This is a genomic window from Saccharospirillum mangrovi, assembly GCF_003367315.1.
Classification (GTDB): domain Bacteria; phylum Pseudomonadota; class Gammaproteobacteria; order Pseudomonadales; family Natronospirillaceae; genus Saccharospirillum; species Saccharospirillum mangrovi.
This window is the reverse complement of sequence record NZ_CP031415.1, coordinates 810,035-831,904: the sequence shown is the minus strand read 5'-3', so window position 1 is coordinate 831,904 and position 21,870 is coordinate 810,035. Positions and strand designations below refer to the sequence as shown.

Annotated in this window: 19 protein-coding genes; 10 read left to right on the top strand and 9 right to left on the bottom strand. The window is 57.1% G+C overall.

Annotation, left to right across the window (positions count from 1 at the left end; genetic code table 11):
- The first annotated feature begins 167 nt into the window (after window positions 1-167).
- From DW349_RS17605 to DW349_RS03925, 6 genes are all read left to right on the top strand, one after another.
- Window positions 168-686 carry a type II secretion system protein gene (locus tag DW349_RS17605; RefSeq protein ID WP_108126236.1) on the top strand — a complete coding sequence of 173 codons (519 nt, stop codon included), beginning with the start codon at window positions 168-170 and terminating at the stop codon, window positions 684-686.
- 110 nt (window positions 687-796) lie between these two features.
- A complete protein-coding gene (locus DW349_RS17445) occupies window positions 797-1,351 on the top strand; it encodes a GspH/FimT family pseudopilin (protein ID WP_198650535.1) in 555 nt (184 codons plus the stop codon).
- Complete coding sequence (locus DW349_RS03940; protein ID WP_108126235.1) at window positions 1,335-1,913, top strand: type IV pilus modification PilV family protein; 579 nt, start codon at window positions 1,335-1,337, stop codon at window positions 1,911-1,913. Before DW349_RS17445 ends, DW349_RS03940 begins: the two co-directional genes overlap by 17 nt.
- A complete protein-coding gene (locus DW349_RS03935) occupies window positions 1,913-2,776 on the top strand; it encodes a type II secretion system protein (RefSeq protein WP_108126234.1) in 864 nt (287 codons plus the stop codon). The genes DW349_RS03940 and DW349_RS03935 overlap by 1 nt, the downstream gene beginning before the upstream one ends.
- Window positions 2,773-3,192, top strand: coding sequence for a type II secretion system protein (locus tag DW349_RS03930; protein ID WP_108126233.1), 420 nt, complete (start codon window positions 2,773-2,775; stop codon window positions 3,190-3,192). Before DW349_RS03935 ends, DW349_RS03930 begins: the two co-directional genes overlap by 4 nt.
- Window positions 3,167-8,224 (top strand): DUF6701 domain-containing protein, encoded by a 5,058-nt coding sequence (locus DW349_RS03925; RefSeq protein WP_162824611.1) that lies wholly within the window; start codon window positions 3,167-3,169, stop codon window positions 8,222-8,224. Before DW349_RS03930 ends, DW349_RS03925 begins: the two co-directional genes overlap by 26 nt.
- A 9-nt stretch (window positions 8,225-8,233) precedes the next feature.
- Here the strand turns inward: DW349_RS03925 and DW349_RS03920 are convergent, their stop codons facing one another.
- Both DW349_RS03920 and DW349_RS03915 read right to left on the bottom strand, forming a co-directional pair.
- Window positions 8,234-8,536, bottom strand: a complete 303-nt coding sequence (locus DW349_RS03920; protein WP_108126231.1) for a hypothetical protein — start codon at window positions 8,534-8,536, stop codon at window positions 8,234-8,236.
- Window positions 8,537-8,564: 28 nt separating this feature from the next.
- Window positions 8,565-9,518 carry a flagellar protein MotY gene (locus DW349_RS03915; RefSeq protein ID WP_232819350.1) on the bottom strand — a complete coding sequence of 318 codons (954 nt, stop codon included), beginning with the start codon at window positions 9,516-9,518 and terminating at the stop codon, window positions 8,565-8,567.
- A gap of 146 nt (window positions 9,519-9,664) precedes the next feature.
- On the opposite strand from DW349_RS03915, the gene rnt reads away from it, so the two are divergent.
- Entirely contained in the window at window positions 9,665-10,354 is a 690-nt protein-coding gene (rnt, locus tag DW349_RS03910) for a ribonuclease T (RefSeq protein WP_232819349.1), read from the top strand.
- Complete coding sequence (locus tag DW349_RS03905) at window positions 10,351-10,656, top strand: MTH1187 family thiamine-binding protein (protein ID WP_108126230.1); 306 nt, start codon at window positions 10,351-10,353, stop codon at window positions 10,654-10,656. Before rnt ends, DW349_RS03905 begins: the two co-directional genes overlap by 4 nt.
- Before the next feature lie 12 nt (window positions 10,657-10,668).
- Here the strand turns inward: DW349_RS03905 and DW349_RS03900 are convergent, their stop codons facing one another.
- From DW349_RS03900 to trxA, 3 genes are all read right to left on the bottom strand, one after another.
- Window positions 10,669-11,049: a DUF1761 domain-containing protein gene (locus DW349_RS03900; protein ID WP_198650526.1), complete on the bottom strand. Its 381-nt coding sequence runs from the start codon at window positions 11,047-11,049 to the stop codon at window positions 10,669-10,671.
- Between the two features lie 118 nt (window positions 11,050-11,167).
- On the bottom strand, window positions 11,168-13,762 hold the full coding sequence (locus DW349_RS03895) for an acyl-CoA dehydrogenase (protein WP_108126228.1): 2,595 nt from the start codon (window positions 13,760-13,762) through the stop codon (window positions 11,168-11,170).
- A 249-nt stretch (window positions 13,763-14,011) separates the two neighbouring features.
- The gene (trxA, locus tag DW349_RS03890; RefSeq protein ID WP_108126227.1) at window positions 14,012-14,338 is read right to left on the bottom strand and encodes a thioredoxin; all 327 of its coding nucleotides are present in this window, start codon (window positions 14,336-14,338) and stop codon (window positions 14,012-14,014) included.
- Between the two features lie 126 nt (window positions 14,339-14,464).
- Between trxA and DW349_RS03885 the strand changes: the two genes are divergently transcribed.
- Window positions 14,465-15,349: a LysR family transcriptional regulator gene (locus DW349_RS03885; protein WP_108126226.1), complete on the top strand. Its 885-nt coding sequence runs from the start codon at window positions 14,465-14,467 to the stop codon at window positions 15,347-15,349.
- 6 nt (window positions 15,350-15,355) lie between these two features.
- Here the strand turns inward: DW349_RS03885 and orn are convergent, their stop codons facing one another.
- Window positions 15,356-15,898 (bottom strand): oligoribonuclease, encoded by a 543-nt coding sequence (gene orn, locus DW349_RS03880; RefSeq protein WP_108126225.1) that lies wholly within the window; start codon window positions 15,896-15,898, stop codon window positions 15,356-15,358.
- 72 nt (window positions 15,899-15,970) lie between these two features.
- Here orn and rsgA point away from each other — a divergent pair, with 72 nt between their 5' ends.
- Window positions 15,971-16,987 (top strand): small ribosomal subunit biogenesis GTPase RsgA, encoded by a 1,017-nt coding sequence (gene rsgA, locus DW349_RS03875; RefSeq protein WP_108126224.1) that lies wholly within the window; start codon window positions 15,971-15,973, stop codon window positions 16,985-16,987.
- A gap of 40 nt (window positions 16,988-17,027) precedes the next feature.
- Here rsgA and DW349_RS03870 read toward each other — a convergent pair whose 3' ends face one another.
- From DW349_RS03870 to DW349_RS03860, 3 genes are all read right to left on the bottom strand, one after another.
- Window positions 17,028-18,704 (bottom strand): S1 family peptidase, encoded by a 1,677-nt coding sequence (locus DW349_RS03870; RefSeq protein ID WP_108126223.1) that lies wholly within the window; start codon window positions 18,702-18,704, stop codon window positions 17,028-17,030.
- 151 nt (window positions 18,705-18,855) lie between these two features.
- Window positions 18,856-20,631: a S1 family peptidase gene (locus DW349_RS03865; RefSeq protein ID WP_162824610.1), complete on the bottom strand. Its 1,776-nt coding sequence runs from the start codon at window positions 20,629-20,631 to the stop codon at window positions 18,856-18,858.
- A 502-nt stretch (window positions 20,632-21,133) separates the two neighbouring features.
- Window positions 21,134-21,757: a peroxiredoxin gene (locus DW349_RS03860; RefSeq protein WP_108126221.1), complete on the bottom strand. Its 624-nt coding sequence runs from the start codon at window positions 21,755-21,757 to the stop codon at window positions 21,134-21,136.
- Window positions 21,758-21,870 lie beyond the last annotated feature (113 nt).

Here is a 21,870-nt window from a genome sequence, read left to right as displayed (position 1 = left end):
TTATTCAAAAACGCTAATTTTCGTTTGAATCACCGTGTTAACTCACTAAAATCGGCTACACTTTCAGCCACCTGGGTCGGCGTCGGCGCCCGTTTTTCAAACGGTCCGGCTTTCTGACGCTGTCGCCTCAGCCTTTCAGATTTGAACTCAAACGGAAATTCGCAGTAATGAAAAAACAGCAAGGTTTTACGCTCATCGAATTGATCATGGTGATTGTCGTACTCGGCATTCTGTCCGCTTTTGCACTGCCACGTTTTGTGGATTTCAGCAGCGACGCTTCAACCGCCGCACTGGAAGGCGCCCTGGGTTCGGTGAAATCCAGCTCTGCGATTGCGCATGCGGCGTGTTTGGCATCGCCAACCTGTGATACATCGGTTGCCGGTTCAACAGTGGATATGGAAGGCTCCATCGATATGGACTTTGGCTACCCAGGTGCGGATGACGTAACCAGCGGCATTGTTCAAGCAGCTAATCTGGAAGGTTTTGGCTTAGTGCGTTCAACAAAAATTGACGGTGATACCGTTGCTGGCCTGATCATTACAAACAAAGAAACCTTCGTTGATAACGAAGAATGCGTTTTCTACATTCCGGCAACCGCAAGCACTGCCCCGTCGATTGGCCTTGGTAAAACTGATAATTCTGGAACAGCATCGACAGCAAAGTGCAGCGTTCCTGCTACTCCGTAGAGCTAATCAGTGAATTGATTCCTGACGCCCCGACACAGCCCCGGCCATTGTCGGGGCGTTTTCGTTTAAGCTCTGCCCTATTGTTGACACCTGAAGCAGTAACGTAAGACATGCACAGACGCCCAATGCCATCCACCGGCTTCACCCTGGTCGAATTCGTTCTGGTCATTGCCATCATCGGCATTCTGGCTGCTGTTGGCATGCCGCGCTTTTTTACGCCGCAATTGTTCGACGACGCCAATGCCCGCACGGAATTTCAGTCGGCGTTGAATCTGGCGCGCAATCAGGCGGTGACGGCGCAGTGCAGCATCGAGATTCGTCTGGACGACAACGGCTGGAGCGCCTGGCGTGATCAGGATGCGGCTGACAGTTGCGACGCCAGCAATGGCTTTACCTCGCCCGCGCCCGCCTGTGGCGACGCACCGGCCTATGCGTTGCGCGACGACAACGGCGCCGCGTTAAGCGGCGATCTGGCGCTCGATGCGTCGGTGACAACGCCGGTGCGACTGATCTTCACCGCGCGCGGCCAGGTGCATCTGTTAACGTCCGATTGCGGCGGCACGCTCGACGCCAGCAATCGCCCCATTCCCAACACCCAGATCGCCCTCAGCACGGGGGCGCGTTTGCGTCTGGACGGAATTACCGGCTATGCGGCGCTGCTCTAGTCGGATATCGCGCCAGGCCGGTTTGACCTTGATCGAACTGGTCATCGCCATCGTCGTGCTCGGCATTGCCGCCGTGGCGATTTTGCAAAGCCTGGGCGTGCAGGTGCTGGCGAACGTCGATCCGATGTTGCGCAGCCAGAGCCGTTTGCTGGCCGAAGCCACGCTCAATGAAATCCAGACCAAGGCGTTTTTCGACAGCGACGACGACCCGGTGCTGAACCCCGGCAGCCTGCCGACCGATGTCTGCCCGACGCCGGAAACACTGACCGCCGACGACCGCACCACCTGGGACAATATCTGCGACTACCACGGTTACGATTCCGGCACAGACGGCCCGCGCTACCGCGACGGCAGCCTGATGCCGGGCCTGAGCGGTTACCGTGTGCAGGCGGCGGTGAATGCTGGCTTTGGGCTGGCGCTCGGCAGTGGCCTGAGCAATCAGGCCGGCTGCGTACCGCAGGTGGCGCGCATCACGGTGACAGTAACCGACCCGCGCAACCAACCGCTGACACTCGACGCCTACCGCACCAGCTATTTCGATGATCCGGGAGTCGGTTGCTGATGCGCGCACATAACGGCGGTTTCACGCTGATCGAACTGGTCATTGTCATCGTTTTGACCGGCATTCTGGCGGTGGTCGTCGGGCCTTTGATCGGCCGCGGTTACAGCGCCGTCAGTCAATCGAGCGACCGGGCGTTTTGGGTGCAACAGGCGGAATTCGCCTTCTTTCATCTGCGTCAGGATTTGGCGACCTCGGTGCCCAATTCGCTGCGCACGCCGATCAACGGCAGCGACGATCAAGCGGTCGAATTTCTCGGCTTCAGCCAGACGCAAAGCGCCGCCGCCCTGCGTTACCGGCAGCATCCGTTCAGCGGTTATGACTTCCTGCAAATCAGCGGCGACAGCGCTTTCGATGTGTTCGATACGGTATCGCTGACGTCGCCGGTGTACGTCAGCATCGGTGGTATCAACGCGGAACAGATTTTGGGCGATTGGCGCAGCAGCACCCAGCCCGGTTCGTCGGCGCAAATCGCCAGCACCACGGCACGCACCAGTTGCGATTGCGGCGACTGCTCACTGTGCCCGGTCACGACGTTAACGCTGGCCGCATCCCATCAGTTTCGTAACGGGTCGCCCTATTTCCGCGCCTACCTGACCGACGGCCCGGTCGCCTACCAATGCGCCGACGGCCATCTGCTGCGTCACAGCGGTTACAGCAATCTGAACAACACCGACCTTAATAACCGCCTGGCTGGTGAATCGCCCGTCACGGCCCGGGTTATCGATTCGGTGCAAAGCTGCGCCTTCGACTGGCACCCCGGCACCATCGGCCAGCCGCCGAGTCTGACGGTGCGGTTGAGCGTCGGTAACGCGCGCGAACAGGTGCAGTTGACCGACACCATCGTTTTGGGAGGCGCGCCATGACGCCGACTCGACGACAAGGCGGTTTTACGCTGGTGGCGGTGATTTTTCTGATCGTCGTACTCGGTGGCGCCATCACCTTGCTGGCAACGCTGTCAACGCAAAGCACCGCGCAACTGAACCAGAATCTGTTGCAAAGCCGCGCCCGGCTGGCGGCATTGGCCGGGTTGGAATGGGCAACGCAGCGACTGGTCACCGACGTCGATCCGGAAACGTTCTGTACCGACTCAATGCAGAACGTTGCGGTACCGGTGCCCGCCTACCCATCGATCAATGTGACATTGCTCTGCACCGCCCGGTCGTACGATGGCGGTGAGACGGCTCTATTGAATGTGCGCGCCCGCGCTCAGACCGGTCAGTTGGGCGCAGTCGATTACGTTTGGACAGAACAGAATGCGACGCTGGAATTCGATCTGTAAGCGCGCCAGCCGGGCGCTGTTGCTGCTGGTTGTGCTGGCTGCATTGACCGGCACGAGCGCCGCCATGGCGGCCACCTACAACCTGTCGTTCGGTCAACGACCAAACTGTTCGACCAGTTGGAGCGTCAGCGGCAGCGTTTTCCAATGCACGGGTGATGGTCACATCACCCTCGGCGCCGGCGATGTGGTAACGGCCAACAGCCCGGCAACGCTGGTCGCCAACAACGGCTTCACGCTCAGCAGCGCCCGCGTTGGCAGCAGCGCCAACCCGATCAGGATTCAATCCAGCTACGGCCAGATAACTGCCTCCGGCGCGATGCTGTACGGCAATCTGGAAGCCAGCAGCGGTAATATCGATTTAACCAACACCGCCGTGAGCGGTTCGATACAGACCGGTGGCGACATCGACCTCAACGGCGGCAGCGTCGGCGGCAACATCACCAGCAGCAGTAACACCATCGACATCGATGGCACTCAGGTGCAGGGAACGGTAACGGCGCTGGGAGACATCAAGCTGACCGACAGCAGCGTGACCGGCAAAGTGACCAGCACCAGCAACGGCATCGTCAGCGAAGACACCGACCTGCTCGGTGGCGCCCAGGCCAACAACGACATCCGCATCACCGGCGGCACCCTCACCGGCGACATCACCTCCACCAGCAACAAACTTTTTCTGACGGACGTGACCATGACGTCAGGGTCGCTCAGCGGCGGCACCATCCGCATCGTCGGTTCCAGCCTCGGCGGCGCGACCGGCGTGGTGAACGCCAACGCCTATAACGGCAACATCGAATTGATCAACAGCACCGTGGTCTACGGCGATCTTACCGCCCCGGATTACGCAAAAATCGACGTCTCCGACGACAGCCAGGTATTCGGCACCTGCACACCCGCAAACCCCGGTTGTCTGAGTCGGCCACCCGTGAATTGTCCGTTAGCCGTCGGCCTGGAAGGCGATTACTTCGACGGCACCGACCTGGCCGCACCTGCCGCTTTCAGCCAGGTCGACACCACCGTCGATTTCGACTGGCGCAACGATTCACCCAACCGCAATGCACTCGGCCGCGATCAATACTCCATCCGCTGGAGCGGTTACCTGCGCGCACCCAAGGATGCGCCGTTTGAAATAGCGGTGCGCAGCGACGACGGCGTGCGGCTCTTTGTGGACGAATTCCGCGTCATCAACGAATGGCACAATCATGGCGCCACCACCTATCAGGCGACGCTCAATCTGGAAGCGGACCGCTACTATTCGATCGAACTGGAATATTACGAAGACGGTGGCGACGCCAGCGTGGCCTTGTTGTGGGACATCACCGACGACGGCAACCGCAATTTCACCGTCATTCCGTCCAGCTATCTGGTGCATTGCGACGGCCTGCTGCCGACGCCGCAGTTGGAATGGCGCATGGACGAACCGAACTGGAACGGCAGCAACGGTGAAGTAGCCGACAGCAGCGGCAACAACCGCCCCGGCACCGGCGGTGGCAACGTCAGCACGGCGACAGGCCGGCTGTGTCGCGCCGGTGAATTCGACGGTGTGGACGATTTTATTCGCGCCCCGGCGCTGTACAACGCCCTGCACGGCACTGCCAGTCTGAGTTTCTGGATTCGCACCACGGCCTCTGGCAACAACACGCCGTATCTGGCACCGGGCATCAGCGGCATCGAGCAAGCCGGCGGCACCGACGACATCTTCTGGGGCTGGCTCGATGCCAGCGGCCACATCGGACTGGCCGTTGGCGACCGCAACGACGGCAAATCCAGCCGGATAATCAACGACGGCACCTTCCACCACGTGGTGTTAATCCGCGACGCCAGCACCGGCGACTACCGCATTTACATCGACGGCGAACTCGACCAAGCCGGGCGTCAGGCCAGCGGCCAGATTGGCACCTATTTCGAAAGCCTGGGCCGGGTGGAAAACACCAACGGCGGGCCGAAATATTTCCAGGGTCAGTTGGACGAAGTGGCGATCTTCGAACAACAACTGAGCAGCGGCGATGTGAAACTGCTCTACGATCTGCAACGCCAGGGCAAAAATCTGGACGGCACAGAACGCGACCTGAGCCAATGCGGCGGCGGCAGCCAACTGTGCATTAACGACGCCTTTTCCGGCGCGCTCGATGGCGACCGCTGGCAAGTCGGCGGCACCGGCTATACACCACATAACCAAGGCGGCCGACTGCGTTTGACCGACGACAACAGCAACCGCGCCACCGCCGCGACGTTGCTGCAACGCTTCCCCAGCGCGGGCAATCGCCTCCAGGTCGAATTCGATTATTACGCCTACAAAAACAACGGCGATGACGATGCCGCCGATGGCATCGCCCTGGTGTTATCCGACGCCAACATTGCCCCGGTAGCCGGCGGCTACGGCGGCTCGCTCGGGTACGCGCAAAACAGCAGCTCGGGCGAAGACGGCTTCGCTGGCGGCTGGCTCGGTATCGGTCTGGACGAATTCGGCAACTTCGCCAGCGCCTCCGAAGGCCGCCAGGGCGGCCCCGGGCAACGGCCGAATTCGGTGTCGCTGCGCGGTTCCGACAACGGCGGCTACCGCTACCTTGATGGCACCGCCGCCAACCTGTCGCCAAGCGTCATCACCGGCCGCCATACGCCGCAACGCTACCGGGTAACGCTCGACAACCGCAGCGCCAGTCAGGCGCTGGTCACGGTCGAACGCGACGCCGACCGCGACGGTATTTTTGATCGCCTGGTCGGCCCGATTGACGTTCTCAACCACCCCGGCCAAAGCGCCGTGCCGTCGCAATTATTACTGACGCTGACCGGCTCCACCGGCGGTTCCAGCGCCAACCACGAAATCGACAATCTGGAAGTGTGCTCCGCCGACGCCACACCCTACGAACCGCCAATTCACCATTTCGAACTGGAGCGAAGCCGCAGCACCGGCCTGACCTGTGAGCCACTGGCGGTCGCAGTTCGGGCGTGCATCGATGCCGCTTGCAGCGCCCAGTACAGCGGCGATTTCAACGTGACGCTGAATGCCAGCGGCCCGCAGTCGCAGCAAGTGTCGGGCAACGGCATCCACAGTGGCGACAGCCTGGATCTGCGACTGACCGTACAAGGCCTTTACAGCCTGGCGGTGGCATCGAGCAATCCGACCGTCACGAGCCCCAGCGAATTGAGTTGCTTCACTAACGGCATCAAACAAGCCAACTGCAACGTCACCCTGGCCGACGCCGGGCTGCGTTTTATTGACCCGGATGACAGCAGCCAATCGCTGGCGGTGCTCGATCTGGTCGCCGGCAGCCAGGGCCATTTCCGCGCTCAGGCGGTGGCAACCAACCAGACCACCGGCGTTTGCGAAGGCGTTTTTGCCCAAGGTGAACGCTTAACGTTCCGCGCTGGCAGCCAATGCAGCGACCCGAGCACCTGCCTGGAAGGTGAGCGGGTATCGCTGTTCCAGAACGGCACCGAAACGCCGCTGCCCAACCCGCAAAACACCGACAGCGGCGCCACCAAAACCGCCGTCGAATTGCAGTTTGGCGCCAATTCCACCGCCGAATTCGACGTGCTAGCGCCAGACGTCGGCTTGCAGCCGCTGTTGCTGAGTTTCGATTTAACCGACCCGGACAGCGACCCCAGCACCGTCACCGTCATCAACGAACAGATCAATCTACGAGTGCGGCCGGCGGCGTTGCGGTTTGTGGAATTCGTCGGTTCCAAACGCACCATCAACAGCGCTGAAACCGAAGCGGCCGCCATCGCCGCTGGCGCCTTCGAAGCGGCCGGAGCCAGTTTCGGCCTGACGCTGGAAGCGCTCGACGCCAATGGCATTCCGACCGCCAACTTTGCGCGCACAAACGCTCGGCCAACCGTGGCATGGTCGGCCAACTTGCTGGCACCCGATGGCGGCGTGAACGGAGAAATAACCGCATCGACAGCCGGCAGCCAATGGCAGCCAGGCAGCGCGACCAGCCAGATTGTGGCCGACAACGGCGCTGGGCCCAGTTACAGCGAAGTCGGGGTGATCAACCTCAGTGGTCAGATTGCCAGCTATTTGCCGATTGCCACTGTCGCCGACGTAAGCGTCGACAGTGAAACGCGCGTGCTGGGCCGTTTTGTGCCGCACCATCTGGCGCTCAGTCAGCAGGGCGTGGCGCAATGGGGTTCCACGACCTACCGCTACCAAAGCCAGCCAGCGCCATTTAGCGGCTTGAGTCTGCAGGTGGACGCAACCAGCGCGAGCGGCCAGAACCTGGCTAACTATGACGGGGATTTCTTTAAGCTCGATTTGAATCAGGCCGGGTTGTTGAGCCGGTTGCCCAATCAGTCACTAACCGGCGCTGCATTAAGTTACAACGCCAGCAATCTCGACTGGCAACGCCAGGACAGCACCGATTACAACGCCGCGACACCGGCTCAACTGGCACTGTCGGCCGTCAATTTGACCTGGCCACGCAAGAGTTCACCCGACGAGAACGATCGGCCGCTGTCGGTTGAAGCGCTGCGTCTACCGGCGGCGGCTTTGACCGACAGCGATGGCGTCTGCTTTTTCTTCGATGGCGACGACGTTTGCGACGCCTTGGATGTGAATGTGTCGGCGGTGTCGTTACGCTACGGCCGTCTGAACGCCGACGTTCGCGCCAGCGGCACCCGTAGCCAGGTGACGCTGAATGTCTGGACGGAAACATTGACCGGAACCGATCCGTTCCGGTTCGACGCCTTCGATGCCGACGGCGAAACCTCGAATACTGACCTGACGGGTTTGGTCGCCGAAGGCCAATGCCGCATCGACGGCACCGATACACCGGCATCGCTTTGCGCCAACATCGCCGCCAGCGCCAACGGGCAACTGACCGGGCTTAACGCCGGGCGCGGTTATTTCACCATCAATGGATTTGATCAAACCGGCGTGGTCGGCGTTCGCGCTCAGGTGCCGCCGTGGCTGAGTTGGGATTGGGACAGCACCGATGCCGACGCCACTCAGACCGGGCCGGAATCACAGCTGTTCTTCGGGCAGTTTACCGGGCGCCCGCCACTGCTGTTTCAGGCGCCCGGTTTCCGTTAATCGGCGGGGTTAGATCAGCGGCCACAGCCGCAGGCTGCCAACGGCCGGCGGTTCGCTGACGAAACGCACCAGAGCGTCGTAATCGAAACCGCGCCAGCGCGACAGGTATTGGCGAATCTGCGCTTCGCCGGGAATGCCAACCGGCACCAGGGCTTCGCCGCTTTCGCGGGTGCGCAGGTGCCAGTAGCAATGGTCGTTGCTGGCCATGACCGCGACTTCTTCCAGGTCGGCCATATCCAGTTCGGTTCGGGCTTTCAGGCCGCGGCGATACACCAGGCGATCGTCGCGCAATTCCACGGCAGGGGTTGTCATTCCAGGTCGTTCTCCTTGGTTAATTCTCTCAACGCGCTTCGTAATCCGGCAGGCCGTCCAGCGGATCGTTCGGCTGGTCTTCCAGTCGCCGCACCAGAATGGTGGTGCGGCGGTTGGCGTTGCGGCCGGCAACGGTGTCGTTGCTGGCAATGGGGTAGCGGTCGCCTTGGTAATCGGTTTCGATCATGCCCGGTTCGATGCCGTGTTCGACCAGATAATCGGTAACCAGATTGGCGCGCCGTTCCGACAAGCGTCGGTTTTCGTAACGCGTGCCCTGGTTGTCGCTGTGGCCGACGACCGACAGCGACAAGATAAAGGGGTCGGCTTTGATGTAGGTGATCATGTCATCAAGAATGCCTTCGCCCTGCGGCGTCAGATAATCCTGCCCCGGCGGATAATGCACGGTGGTGCGTTCAATCTGTTTGAAATTGACCGGCAGCAAACCCGCTGAACAGGCCAGGTATTGCGGGTAATACTGATTGAAATCGACCGGAGAAATGCGCACCCGCACCGGCTCGGAACCGTATCGGGCCTGGCGTGTCAGCGTGGGCGCCATGCCGTGGCCGAGTTCGGCAAACATGCGCTGGGCGCGTTGCGGATCAACGCGCAGCGGGATCAATCGTTCGCGCACGTTGGTGTAACCAAGATCAGACGTCAGCGCGCTGGAACGCCATTCGGGCGCTTCGATGGTGATCGCCGCTTCGCCGACGGCCATCAGATTGCGGGTCGCTTCCAGATAGAATTCCAGTTCGGTGCCGGCTTCCTGGAAAAACACCGCCATGCCGTAATTGGGAATCGGCTGATAGAACTTGCAATAAAATTCGTTGCCTTCGGACAGCCAGTCGGTATTGGTCATACCGGTGCCGAAGCTGACGGCCTGGGCTGTCAACGTCAGGCTGACCAGCATCAACAACCCGCACACACAGCGGCCAAAGCTCGCCGCGTACGGCCGGTTGCGGGCCAAACGTTGCCGTCCTGTCATGCACTTTCCCCGTCGTTTCTAAGTTCTGAATTCGTTATAGCAAAGGCTTTGCCAGTCTCAGTGCGGTGGCATTCGCGCCCCCGGTTTTGTTGCGCTAGCGGGCTACTTCATTAAGATGACCGACAAATCCCTGGAGTGGAGCGCGCGTGTCGCATCCCGATGCCCACTGGCTGCTGTCGCAGCGTTTTCGTGGCTATTACCCCGTTGTTATCGACGTTGAAACCGCCGGCTTCAATGCCCAAACCGACGCGCTGCTGGAAGTCGCCGCCATGACGCTGAGCATGGACAAAGACGGCTGGCTGCACCCGGACGAAATGCTGTTCTTCAACGTCGAACCGTTCGAAGGTGCCAACCTCGAACCGGCCGCGCTGGAATTCACCGGCATCGATCCGGACAACCCGCTGCGCGAGGCGGTTGATGAAGGCACTGCGCTGAAAAGCATTTTCAAACTGGTGCGGCGCGGCATCAAGGAAACCGAATGTAAGCGGGCGATTCTGGTTGGCCACAACGCCACCTTCGATCACTCCTTTGTGATGGCGGCGGCGAATCGCGGCAACCTTAAACGCAATCCGTTTCATCCGTTTTCCACCTTCGATACGTCCGCACTGGCCGGCCTGGTGTATGGCCAGACGGTACTGAAAAAAGCCTGTGTCGCGGCCGGCATCGACTTCAACGACCGCGAAGCACACAGCGCCGAATACGACACCCGCAAAACCGCCGAACTGTTTTGCGACATGGTTAACCGCTGGAAACAACTCGGCGGCTGGCCACTGTTTGACGAACCCGCCACCATGGAAGACGCCATGGATGCGATGGATCAGGAGTTTGACGAATGAAATGCATGGTCGATTTGTGCGTCATTCCCATCGGCCAGGGCGTCTCGGTCGCCGATGAAATTGCCCAGTGCCAACGCATTCTGGCGCGCTTTGACATCGACACCAAACTGCACGCTTACGGCACCACGCTGCACGGCGAATGGGACGAGGTGTTTGCGGCGGTGAAAGCCTGCCATCAGGAATTGCATGAAGCCGGCGTAACGCGCTTGAGTTCGACGTTGAAAGTCGGCACCCGCACCGACAAAGAACAAACTTTTGCCGATAAAAAACAGGCGGTCATCGACCGCCTGTCCAAAGATTAATAACGGCCGGCGTTAACGAAGAAAACCGCAGATCGCGCCCATCAGAATAAACACCAGACTGGTGTGGCCGACGTTAATCAAATACAGCCGCATCGGGCGGTGCTCAAACAGATAGTGCACCGCCATCGCCAACGCAAAAAATAACGCCGCCAGACAACCCAATTGCACGCCGTGCATCACGGTGTCATCACGTGCTGCCAATTCAAAAAAAATCGCCATGGTCAGTTCCAGCAACAGCGTCGCTGCCATCAGCAGTTTGAAGTTCGATTGCGCTACCTGCTCGCGCGTAACGCCTGCCGCCTTACGCCACTCTTCGCCCAACAACGGGCCATACCAGAGCGAACCCACACCCATACCGACGACGGTCGCCAACAACACTGCAAGGATGTCCATTGTCATAGCGCTTGTTCTCAGTCAGAGATTGGAACTGCTCAGCATAGGAGAAAATCGGGCGATTGGGAAAGCGGCGCGCGCGGGGTGCGGCGCCGCTTGAAGGCGAGTTAAACGCGGCTCAGCTGTCGCTGCCGGACGGCGATTTTTCCGCCGTACTGCGCGCTGCCGGTGCGCTCTTGGCCTTGGCTTTGGTGGTCGATTTCGCTTTGGCCTTGGCGGCTGTTTTCGGTGCGGCCTTGGCTTTTTCTTTCGCCGCCGCTTTCGGTTTGCCGTTGTGCCAGACGACTTTCGATTTATCGCGCGCCAGCTCGTCGAAGGCGAAGTCGTCGACGGTCAGCAAATCCAATACCTCAGCTTCGTAGGCGATCATAAAGTCGCGATCATCCTGGCTGATGAGCTTGGCTTTCAAAGCTTCCTCGAAACGCTGTTCCGGGTGCAGCGCCGTCTTCAGCAACTGGCCTTTGGCGTAGGCTTTATCGACCGCACGGTACAGATCGGTGGCGCGTTCGTTGTCTTTCAACAAGGCGTTGTAACGCGCAATCGGGTTGGCGAACTGGCCTTTGGCCTGCGTCTGCCAGGTGTCTTCGAGCAGGTAGGCGCGCAGTTTCGAGTCGGTGGAAATGTCGTGCGCAATTTCACTGACCAACCGGTCCGACGGCATCGGCCAGCGCCGGCCCAGCGGCAATACCACCGGCCGCACTGCACACGCCACCCAACGGTTGGGCAAGTTGTGCAGCACTTCGTCGATGGCAAGTTCCGCACGGTGCAACAGGAATTCGCACGAGTAACGCATCAACGCTTCCTCGCCCGGCACCTTGCGGCCTTCCTGCCATTGCTTGAGCACCATCGACGTCATGTACAGATTCGACAGCACATCGCCCAATCGTGCCGACAGCATTTCGCGCAGTTTCAGCGAACCGCCCAGCGTGCCCATGGCAACGTCGGCCATCAAACTGAACGCCGCGCTGAAACGGTTGACCGCACGCGCGTAACGGGCGGCATCGCCATTAAAGGGGTTGCTGCCGGTCGGCACACCGAGCGCCGCCGAGAACGACCGCGCTACGTTACCGGCGACCATGCCCAGGTGGCCGAAAATGGCTTTGTCGAACGCCTGAATATCGTCGGCGTCTTTGGCCGCCAGTTCGTCCAGCACATAGGGATGGCAACGAATCGCACCCTGACCGAAGACCATCAGACTGCGGGTCATGATGTTGGCACCTTCGACAGTGATCGATACCGCCGTGGCCGAATAGCCGATGCCCAGATAGTTGCGCGGGCCGAGCGTGACGGTTTTGCCGCCGTGCACGTCCATGGCGTCGGTCACCATCTGGCGTTGGAATTCGGTCAATTGGCTTTTCAGAATGGTCGACGGTACCGCCGGCTTGTGACCGTTATCGATCATATTGGCGGTGTGCGCCACCGTTGCCCGGGCGATGTATGCCATCGATGCAATGCGCGCCAGCGGCACCTTCACGCCTTCCATCTCGGCCACCGGCGTATTGAACTGGCGACGAATGCGGGTAAAGCCACCGGCCAGACCGGTCATGTAACGGCCAGTGCCCGACGCGCCAGACGGCAGCGTGATGCAACGACCGACCGACAGACACTCCACCAGCATGCGCCAGCCCTGGCCGGCCATGTCGGCGCCGCCAATCAGATAGTCGATGGGAATAAAGACGTCTTTGCCTTTGATCGGGCCGTTCATAAAGGGACTGCCGATCGGGCAATGCCGACGGCCAATTTCCATGCCGTCGGTATCGCGCGGAATCAGCGCGCAACTGATGCCGATGTCTTCGACATCGCCGAGCAGCTTATCCGGGTCGAACATGCGGAACGCCAAACCGACCACCGTGGCGACCGGCGCCAAAGTGATCCAGCGTTTTTCGAAATTCAATCGAATGCCGACCACTTCTTTGCCGTTGTGCATGCCCTTGCAGACGATGCCGGTGTCGGGAATCGACGTTGCATCGGAACCGGCACGCGGTCCAGTTAAGCCAAAGCACGGCACTTCGCGGCCATCGGCCAGGCGCGGCAGATAATGGTTTTTCTGTTCCTCAGTGCCGTACTTGAGCAGCAGTTCGCCTGGGCCTAACGAGTTTGGCACGCCGACGACAACCATCAGGGTTTCGTTCATCGACAGCTTTTGCAGCACCGCCGACTGCGCCTTGGCAGAAAAACCCAGGCCGCCGTACTCTTCGGGAATGATCATGCCGAAGAATTTTTCTTTCTTTAAATAGTCCCACACCGTCTCGGGCAGATCGGCCTGCTCAACAGCCACTTCCCAGGCATTGACCAAGCCGGTGACGTGCTCACATTGCTTATCCAGAAACGCCTGTTCGCGCTCGTTCAAACCCGGATTGCGCTGCCCCAGCAACTGCTGCCAACGCGGCTGACCGGAAAACAACTGGCCGTCCCAAAAGACCGTACCCGCCTCCAGCGCCACGCGCTCGGTGGCCGATACCTTAGGCGCCACTTGCTTAAAGAACGCGAACAACTTCGGCGTAAGCCAGTTACGCCGCAACTGCGGCAAGCCGGCAAAGGCAACACCCGCAGCGATCAGTGCATAGAGCAAACCCAGCAAGGGGCTGCGCAGCACAAAGGCGACGACCGTCAGTACCGCCAGCGCGATAACCGACACCAGCGCGCCCGGTTCCCGCCGCAACACCGCCAGCATCACCGCGACAGCGAGGACCAACACCAATACATGGTTCATAGAATTCTCCCGGTTCAACAACCTGTTGGCACAGTGCTCCAAACAACTGTTTGAAAACTTAGCGATTTAGTGTCGCAGATGCCAATGATGCGGAGAAATTTTTACGGTTGTTGACGGCGGGGCAATAACAAAGACGGCGCTCGAGGTTTGTTGAACGCAGGAATTGAGCGCAAAAAAAAAGCCCGGCAAATGCCGGGCGAGTAATGCGCGGGCCGGGAAAAAGCCCGCTGCTCCCTGGGAATAGGGGAATCAGGAAGCGTGCTCACCAATAAAGCTTTTCAGCGCGCTGGCTGGCTGAGCGCCAACACGGGTGCCGACCGGCTTGCCGTTTTCAAACATCATCAGCGTAGGCAGACCACGAACACCATACTTGGCCAGAACTTCCGGATGGGCATCGGCGTCGAGTTTAACGACGTTCACTTTGCCGTCGTATTCGCCCGCCAGATCTTCCAGAACCGGTGCGATCATTTTGCAGGGGCCACACCAGTCGGCGTAGAAATCGACCAGAGTCAGACCTTCACCGCCTTCGACTGATTGGGCGAACTGTTCGGCATTCAACATGGTTACAGCGGACATAGGATTTTCCTTTTGGGTGACTCACTTTGATGGAGCACATCATAGCCTCGAATCTTTTTGATACTACCCCTGTTTTCTGAGCCTCTTTGTGCCATATTTGGCACAATCTTTTGAGAGCGCAGAACGATGGATCTGGACGGACTTTCGCTGTTTATCGACACCGTCAAAGCCGGCAGCATCACCGGCGCGGCGGACAAACGCGGCGTGCCCAAGTCGACCTTGAGCCGCCACCTGCGCCAGTTTGAAGAGCAACTCGGCGTTAAACTGCTGGAGCGTTCAACGCGCCGACTCGATCTGACCGAAGCCGGCCAGATGCTGTTCAACAACGCCACGCCCTTCATTGAAGAACTGGACGACATTCAGGAATCGGTACGCGCCTACCAACGCCAACCCAAAGGCCGCCTGGCGATACAAATGCCGCAGGAATTATTCACCACCCAGATGGGCGAGTTGATCAGCGAATTTCTGCAACGCTACCCGGACATCAGCCTCAGCTGCACCCAATACAGCGGCCTGTTCCCCGCGCCATCGCCGAATTACGACTTGCAGTTCGTGCTGCACGACAACCCCTTGCCGCCGAGCGACTGGATCGCCCGCACGTTAATGAGCATTCCCCAAGGCTTATTCCTCGCGCCGCATTGCCGCGACAAACAGCCGACGCAACTGAGTGACCTGGCGCGTTGTCGCTGTATTTTGCAGGCGGGTGAAACCCAGTGGTCGTTTCGGGTGGGGCACAATGTCGAATCGGTGGCCGTTACCGGCCGGCTGATATTGAACAGCCCGGACATGCAATTGCAAGCAGCGATTCGCGGCCTCGGCCTGGCGCGGCTGGCGCGTTATCAGGCCGAGCCGTCGGTGCGGCGCGGAGCGTTATTGGAAGTAAAACTGGCCGGCCAGCCGGTGGCGCAACAGCTGACCGTTATCTATCGCAGTCGTGAACTACCGCTGAAAACCCGACTGTTTCTCGACCATTTCCAGAACCACATCGGCCGGTTATACAGCGTCTTGTAAAGGGCGTTACAGCGCTAAAAACGTCTTGCGGTAATGTCGCAGTTCGTCGATGGACTCAAGAATGTCGTCGAGTGCCCGGTGGCTGCCTTTCTTCTGCACACCGTCCAGCGCCGACGGTTTCCAGCGCCGCGCCAACTCTTTCAGCGTCGATACGTCGATGTTGCGGTAATGGCAATAAGCATCGAGCTTGGGCAAATACTTGATGATGAAGCGGCGGTCCTGCCAGATGGAATTGCCGCACAAAGGCGACACGCCCGGCTCAACCCAATCGCGCAGAAAATCCAACGTCTGCTGTTCGACCTCGCTTTCAGTCAAAGCGCTGTCTTTCACCCGCTGCGTTAACCCCGATTGACCGTGGTGGGTAGTGCACCACTCGTCCATGCCATCGAGCACCGCATCGCTTTGGTGGATCACCAGCGTCGGACCTTCGGCGAGCACGTTGAGGTCTTTGTCGGTAACGACAGTGGCGATTTCCAGAACGCGATCAACCTCCGGGTCCAGACCGGTCATTTCCAGATCAACCCAGATCAGGTTCGTTTGTTTGTCCATGCATTCAACCTTTGTTCCGGTGGGCGTGTAGAATGTGCGCAGAGTATAGCGCCTAGGCCGTCACGTCGATTCATGAGTAAACGCAAGCTGTCCCGCCAACAACAATTCCGCATCCGCAAAGTGCAGGATGAACGCCTCGAACGCGCGCGCAAAAAAGACGCGGCCATTGACGAAGATACACTAGGCGACGCGCAACGCGGCTTGGTCGTCAGTCACTACGGCGTCACCACCGAAGTGGAAAGCGACAACGGCGAACGCACCCGCTGCCACAAACGCGCCAACCTGCCAGCGTTGGTCACCGGCGACATTGTGTTGTGGCAACCGGACGACAACGGCAGCGGCGTAATCACCGCGTGCGAGCCGAGACGCAGCGAACTGGGCCGCCCCGATACGCGCGGCCAGATGCGCCCCGTGGCCGCCAACGTCGACCGCATCATCATTGTCGCCTCACCCAGCCCGAGAACGCCGGCCAATTTGATTGACCGCTATCTGGTCGCGGCCGCACATCACCAGATTCATCCGATCATCGTGCTCAATAAAATCGACCAGTTGGATCAGGCACCCGAAATGCGTGACGAGTTGGACGAATACCAACAACTGGGTTACGAAACCCACGCGCTTTCAGCGCAAACCGAAGCCGGGATGGCAGAAATTCGTCAGTTGGTGGCGGAGGGAAATTCGGTCTTTGTCGGTCAATCCGGCGTGGGAAAATCATCGATCATTGCAACACTGCTGCCCGATGAAATCATCAAAGTCGGCGACATTTCCGAAGCCACCGGCAAAGGCCGCCACACCACCACCACCGCCAAGCTGTATCACATACCCGGCGGCGGCGACTTAATCGACAGCCCCGGCATTCGCGAATTCGGCTTATGGCACGTCGACCCCGACAGCCTGCTCGCCGGCTTCCCGGAACTCGCCAACAGCGCCGGCCAATGCAAATTTCGCGACTGCCACCACCAAAGCGAACCCGGCTGCGCCGTGCGCCAGGCGATAGAAGATGGCGTGCTGTCGCAGCGTCGTTACGAAAGTTTTGTAGCGATTCGGGAATCGTTGGATGAAGTGTCGATGCGTGAGGAAGAGAAATGAGCACCGCCAGAACGCAGCGCTCGGCAGACATTAAACGACGTTACTGAACCTCACCGCCACGCCCTACCCGATTGGAAAACCGCACCGGATTCTCAATCTCCCAGACGCCATGATTCGCCGGCAACGGCATGGCAAACCGCAACAACTGCGGCGCCGTGCGACACAGATCTTTTTGTGTCCGCAGCAACGTCAAAGAATCGCCTTCCACGCGCAAAAACAAATGATCGCTTTCAGTACAACCGTGCGACAGAACCGAGAACTCCAAGCCTTCGGCGGTAATTTCCGGGTTGAATAAAACCTCGGGTTCGCCAGCGCCTTTAGGGAGGGAGGAGCAGGCACTTAACGCAACGGCGGAGGCGGCAGTTAATGCCAATAACGCAGATCGGCGCCAGCGCACACCTGCCAGCATCGGCACGAACAACAACACCCATCCACCCCCAAAAGCACCACCCTTGTCGGATGTCTTCGTAGCAACCTGCGCCAAAGCACTCACTTCCATGGTTGTTGTCCCCGCGTTAAAGGTGAATACGTCATTGTGGTAACCCAAGTCTGCGAAACTGGCGCTCAGAGTCAAGCTGCACGACTGGCCGGACGACAACGTACTTGAGGCACAACCATTTCCCAGCACCGAATACCCTCGGCTCAGATTGGAAAAATTAAAATCAGACAAGGCGACATTGCCACCGCTTGTGTTTCTGAACCGCCAGGTCAGCGTACCCGATAAAGACCCCGCGCTGCTGCCAAAATCAATGGCCTGAGGGAATTCATAATCGCCGTTGAGATTTGCCATAGCGGTATTAATCCAATGACGCATGGCGAAGACATCGCTGTACACCCCGTAATACCGGGCACATTGACCGCCCCAACTGACTACACCTATCAACGTGGAGCCGTCATATAACGGACCTCCGCTGTCACCCTGGCAAGAGTCCTTTCCGTTCGAATTGGGTGTGACTGACGGATTGCCCGCACACAACATAGTGTCAGATTCGAAATTCGAACCATAAGTGCTCAGGCATTGGCTGTCGGAGCGCGACGCTATATCGACTGTTCGTAATTCGGCACTTGGTTCGAAGGTGGCGTCATTCAAATCGGAAAGCGTATCGCCATGCCCCACCACGGTGTATGTCTTGCCCAAATTGATTTGCCAGTCATCGGAAACTGGCACCGACAATGAGGCGCCACCAGGAATTGAAGACAATTTAATCAATGCCAAATCATGGCCGTATGGCCGGTAGGCAGGATGTTGCAGAACCGTACTGCTGGAACGGGTGACCTCAATTTCGCTGGGTCCGACATAGGCCAGGTAATGGGTGTAGTGATAGCCCGAATAACCTGACTGCCCCGCGAGCGTCGTTGATGAGCCTGACTTGCAACTTTGTGGCACTACTGCCGTGCAATACTCGTATTGCATATTCTCGGTTGGGTTCTGATTCCCCAACACCACCGCAAAGGTAGCGCCATTAGAAATCACGTCGGTGCAGTGGGCGGCGGTTATTACAAATCCATCTCCCAGATAACTACCACCACAAAACGGATTCCAATGCTCGCCCGCCGGACTGCCGGTCCAGCTAAAGGGCGCCATCAAGGCGGCATAAAACCCGCCATCATTATCCGCAACAGTGGTGCCATTGATGATACGAGGAGTGATCGTTTGATCAGCGAAAGTGATTGAGCAACTAAAACTCAAGCACGCGCAGAGTAAAATCCTTTTCATCGTGGATGCTCCTTTGAGTCAGCGTTTAGATTAGCCCAGAGTCCTGTTGCGACCAATCGTTAATGCGCCTAACGCAAAATTCGAATTCAACAAAAAAGCGGCCATATAGAGGCCGCTTTTTGATCGCTGCTCTAACTATAGAACACACAATTCAATTTGACTGCAATGGGCGATTCGACACACCGACGGGATTCTTCAAAGTCCAGTTGCTTTTGCTTCCTGGCAAAGCCAGCGTCATGTGGACTAAATAAGGGGTAGCTCGGCACATATCTTCCTTTAACCGCTCAATAGCTACCAGTTCACCATCAACAGATAAGGATAGATCATCTACTGTAGTGCAACCGGTCGATATGACATCAAAGACGATCTCCTGGTCACCAAACTCAGGGTTGTAAATTACTTCTGAAGCATCAACAGAAGCACATGAGCTTAAAATTACGCTCGAAAACGCCACCAAAATGGTCCGCTTAATTTTACTAAAACGTATAACAAGCAATGAAATAAATAGCCCCAAAAATCCAAAATCGACACTACCACCACTCGATGTGCTTGTAGAACTCCCACTTGAGAATGAAGTAGAAGGATTCACAGTGGCTTTAACCCACACTTCGGCACCTTCAACAGCAGAATTGAATGAGTCATCGATATTATTTGTTACGGTATAGTCGAAGGAAAACACACCTCTAAAAGTACCGAGCCCAACAAAATCATCTCTGGTTGCCTGTACTATAATTGAACATTCGCCCGTAGAACGAAGTTCTCTCCCTGTACAGAAATCTAGCAACGTAACACCATTAGGAAGACTATTCGTGTGGATATCGTCTATTTCAACTGTTGTGCCAATAGTATTATTCGCAAATTCCCAAACGACAGTCGTAAACGAGCCGCTAGGTTTTAGTGTTATTTCGACTTCATCATCGAATATTCGTTGATTTGATAGATTTATTTGAGCTGTTTTAACCCAGCCCAACATAGAAAATACATCAGCGTATACACCGGGGTATTTTGCACACTGGCCACCAAAACTCACAACTCCTAAAAGAACATTAGTTCCACTATCATAAAGTGGACCACCGCTGTCACCTTGGCACGAATCGAACCCGGATGAAGGGTCATTAAAGTTTGGATCGCCGGCACATAACATTATGTCAGCTTCATATGGCCCATAAATAGCGCAACTAGAATCAGATAACGCTGAGATATCTACATATTCTAATTCCTTACTTGGAATAGAAGTCTGAATATCTGTATCACTTAAGGTATCCCCATGACCGATAACTCGGTACTTATCATTAGTAATAAAATCATCAGATACAGAAGGAAGCTCAAGCAAGTTCAATGCAGTATCATCTATTGTTGAATCATCTATTACAAATAAAGCGAGATCATACTCATAGTCCGAACTTCTATACCGAGGATGAACCATAACCGTACTTTCAGAGCGTTCGACTTCTATCTCGTCGTTACCAGTATATGCAGCGAAACCAGTATAATAATATCCACTTAAACCAGCACCGGCGTCATTAGAAAGATTGACTTCAGGTCCAGTTTTACACTCTTGCGTAGCTGCGGATGTTGCATTGGTACAGTATTCATAGGCAATAACATCAACATCTAGGTCATTTGTATTGCCCAATACAACAGCAAAATCCTCACCATCATCAATGGCATTCATACAATGAGCTGCGGTAATGACCATCCCATCACCGAGATACGTACCACCACAAATCAGATACCAATGCTGTCCTTGTGGGACCCCATTACCTCCCCAGCGATACTCCTTCATCAGGGCGACATAAAAGTCTCCACCATCTGCCGAAGGATCCATATCCGTACCATTTATGATTCTTGTGCTTGGCAAATCATTTGCCCAACCTTGAATCGCCAAACAAGCAATCAAGCCCAAGAAAAACTGCTTAATTTTCACAACAGGGTCCTCACATTCCAGCCATTGGTTGAGCATTCCATATACGTGCACCGAACCATTCGGGGGATTCGGCTGTAGAGAGGAGTATTCCAGCCTACGAGAAAATGGGAAGTTAATTTTCGGCTAAAAGCGGACAGATGTGCGCCCTTTAAACAGCAACTTTCTGAGATGTTTTGTTGAAGTTAGTATCACCTTACCGGGCACCCCAATGCCGCGTGGCACTTAGATGGAAGGCATAAACCGCAACCTAGTAAAATGCTCGTCGCTAATGAGGCTGGATGGTAAACACTAGTTCTGCCTGCACTGTCAAAATCTCGTCGACAATATTAAAGTTCAATTCAATGCACTCTCAGAAAACGAAATTTTGACGCTCAAGATTCCGCATTAATTAGAGTCAGGCATGGCACCCAGCTGTAATGCGAATAAAACATAAATTTTGATTTTACTGGCAATAAAAAACCCGGCATTCGCCGGGTTTTTTATTCGAACACAACACTCAGTCTTACAGCTTATCTGAGTTATTGCCCAGGTACTCAGCAACACCGTCCGGAGTATTGACCATGCCGGCATCGCCCTTCTGCCAGCCGGCCGGGCAGACGTGGCCGTTTTCTTCGAAGAACTGCAGTGCTTCGACGACGCGGACCAGTTCGTCGATGTTGCGGCCGATCGGTTCGTCGTTCATGTGTTGGGCGCGAACGACACCTTTTTTGTCGATGACGAAGGAGGCGCGGAATGAAACGCCGGCCGGGTAGTAGCTGTCGCCACCGATGGATTCAACGCCATAGGCTTTGGAGATTTCATGGTTCATGTCGCCAACCATGGTGTATTTCACTTTGCCGATGCCGCCTTCGTTGATCGGGGTGTTGCGCCAGGCGTTGTGGGTGAAGTGGGAGTCAACGGATACGGAGATGACTTCAACGCCCAGTTCTTTCAGTTTGTCGACGCGCTTGTCCAGGGCGATTAGCTCGGACGGGCAAACGAAGGTGAAGTCGAGCGGGTAGAAAAACACCAGGGCGTATTTGCCTTTGATGGTGTCGGCAAAGTTGAAGCTGTCGACGATCTGACCATCGCCCAGTACAGCCGGGGCGACGAATTCGGGGGCTTTACGGCCAAGCAATACGCTCATGCAAGTCTCCTGTAATGGTTTTTAGGGTGTTTCGGATTGAGAATTTGGACACTCTGAAGGTTGGTTGCTGCGCTAGCATACGGCGTTGATTGTGACAGTTCATCGAACCGGTC

Coding starts and splice junctions, on each gene's coding strand:
- DW349_RS17605 (WP_108126236.1), top strand. CDS start 168: ATGAAAAAACAGCAAGGTTTTACGCTCATCGAATTGATCATGGTGATT.
- DW349_RS17445 (WP_198650535.1), top strand. CDS start 797: ATGCACAGACGCCCAATGCCATCCACCGGCTTCACCCTGGTCGAATTC.
- DW349_RS03940 (WP_108126235.1), top strand. CDS start 1,335: ATGCGGCGCTGCTCTAGTCGGATATCGCGCCAGGCCGGTTTGACCTTG.
- DW349_RS03935 (WP_108126234.1), top strand. CDS start 1,913: ATGCGCGCACATAACGGCGGTTTCACGCTGATCGAACTGGTCATTGTC.
- DW349_RS03930 (WP_108126233.1), top strand. CDS start 2,773: ATGACGCCGACTCGACGACAAGGCGGTTTTACGCTGGTGGCGGTGATT.
- DW349_RS03925 (WP_162824611.1), top strand. CDS start 3,167: ATGCGACGCTGGAATTCGATCTGTAAGCGCGCCAGCCGGGCGCTGTTG.
- DW349_RS03920 (WP_108126231.1), bottom strand. CDS start 8,536: ATGACAACCCCTGCCGTGGAATTGCGCGACGATCGCCTGGTGTATCGC.
- DW349_RS03915 (WP_232819350.1), bottom strand. CDS start 9,518: ATGACAGGACGGCAACGTTTGGCCCGCAACCGGCCGTACGCGGCGAGC.
- DW349_RS03905 (WP_108126230.1), top strand. CDS start 10,351: ATGAAATGCATGGTCGATTTGTGCGTCATTCCCATCGGCCAGGGCGTC.
- DW349_RS03900 (WP_198650526.1), bottom strand. CDS start 11,049: ATGGACATCCTTGCAGTGTTGTTGGCGACCGTCGTCGGTATGGGTGTG.
- DW349_RS03895 (WP_108126228.1), bottom strand. CDS start 13,762: ATGAACCATGTATTGGTGTTGGTCCTCGCTGTCGCGGTGATGCTGGCG.
- trxA (WP_108126227.1), bottom strand. CDS start 14,338: ATGTCCGCTGTAACCATGTTGAATGCCGAACAGTTCGCCCAATCAGTC.
- DW349_RS03885 (WP_108126226.1), top strand. CDS start 14,465: ATGGATCTGGACGGACTTTCGCTGTTTATCGACACCGTCAAAGCCGGC.
- orn (WP_108126225.1), bottom strand. CDS start 15,898: ATGGACAAACAAACGAACCTGATCTGGGTTGATCTGGAAATGACCGGT.
- rsgA (WP_108126224.1), top strand. CDS start 15,971: ATGAGTAAACGCAAGCTGTCCCGCCAACAACAATTCCGCATCCGCAAA.
- DW349_RS03870 (WP_108126223.1), bottom strand. CDS start 18,704: ATGAAAAGGATTTTACTCTGCGCGTGCTTGAGTTTTAGTTGCTCAATC.
- DW349_RS03860 (WP_108126221.1), bottom strand. CDS start 21,757: ATGAGCGTATTGCTTGGCCGTAAAGCCCCCGAATTCGTCGCCCCGGCT.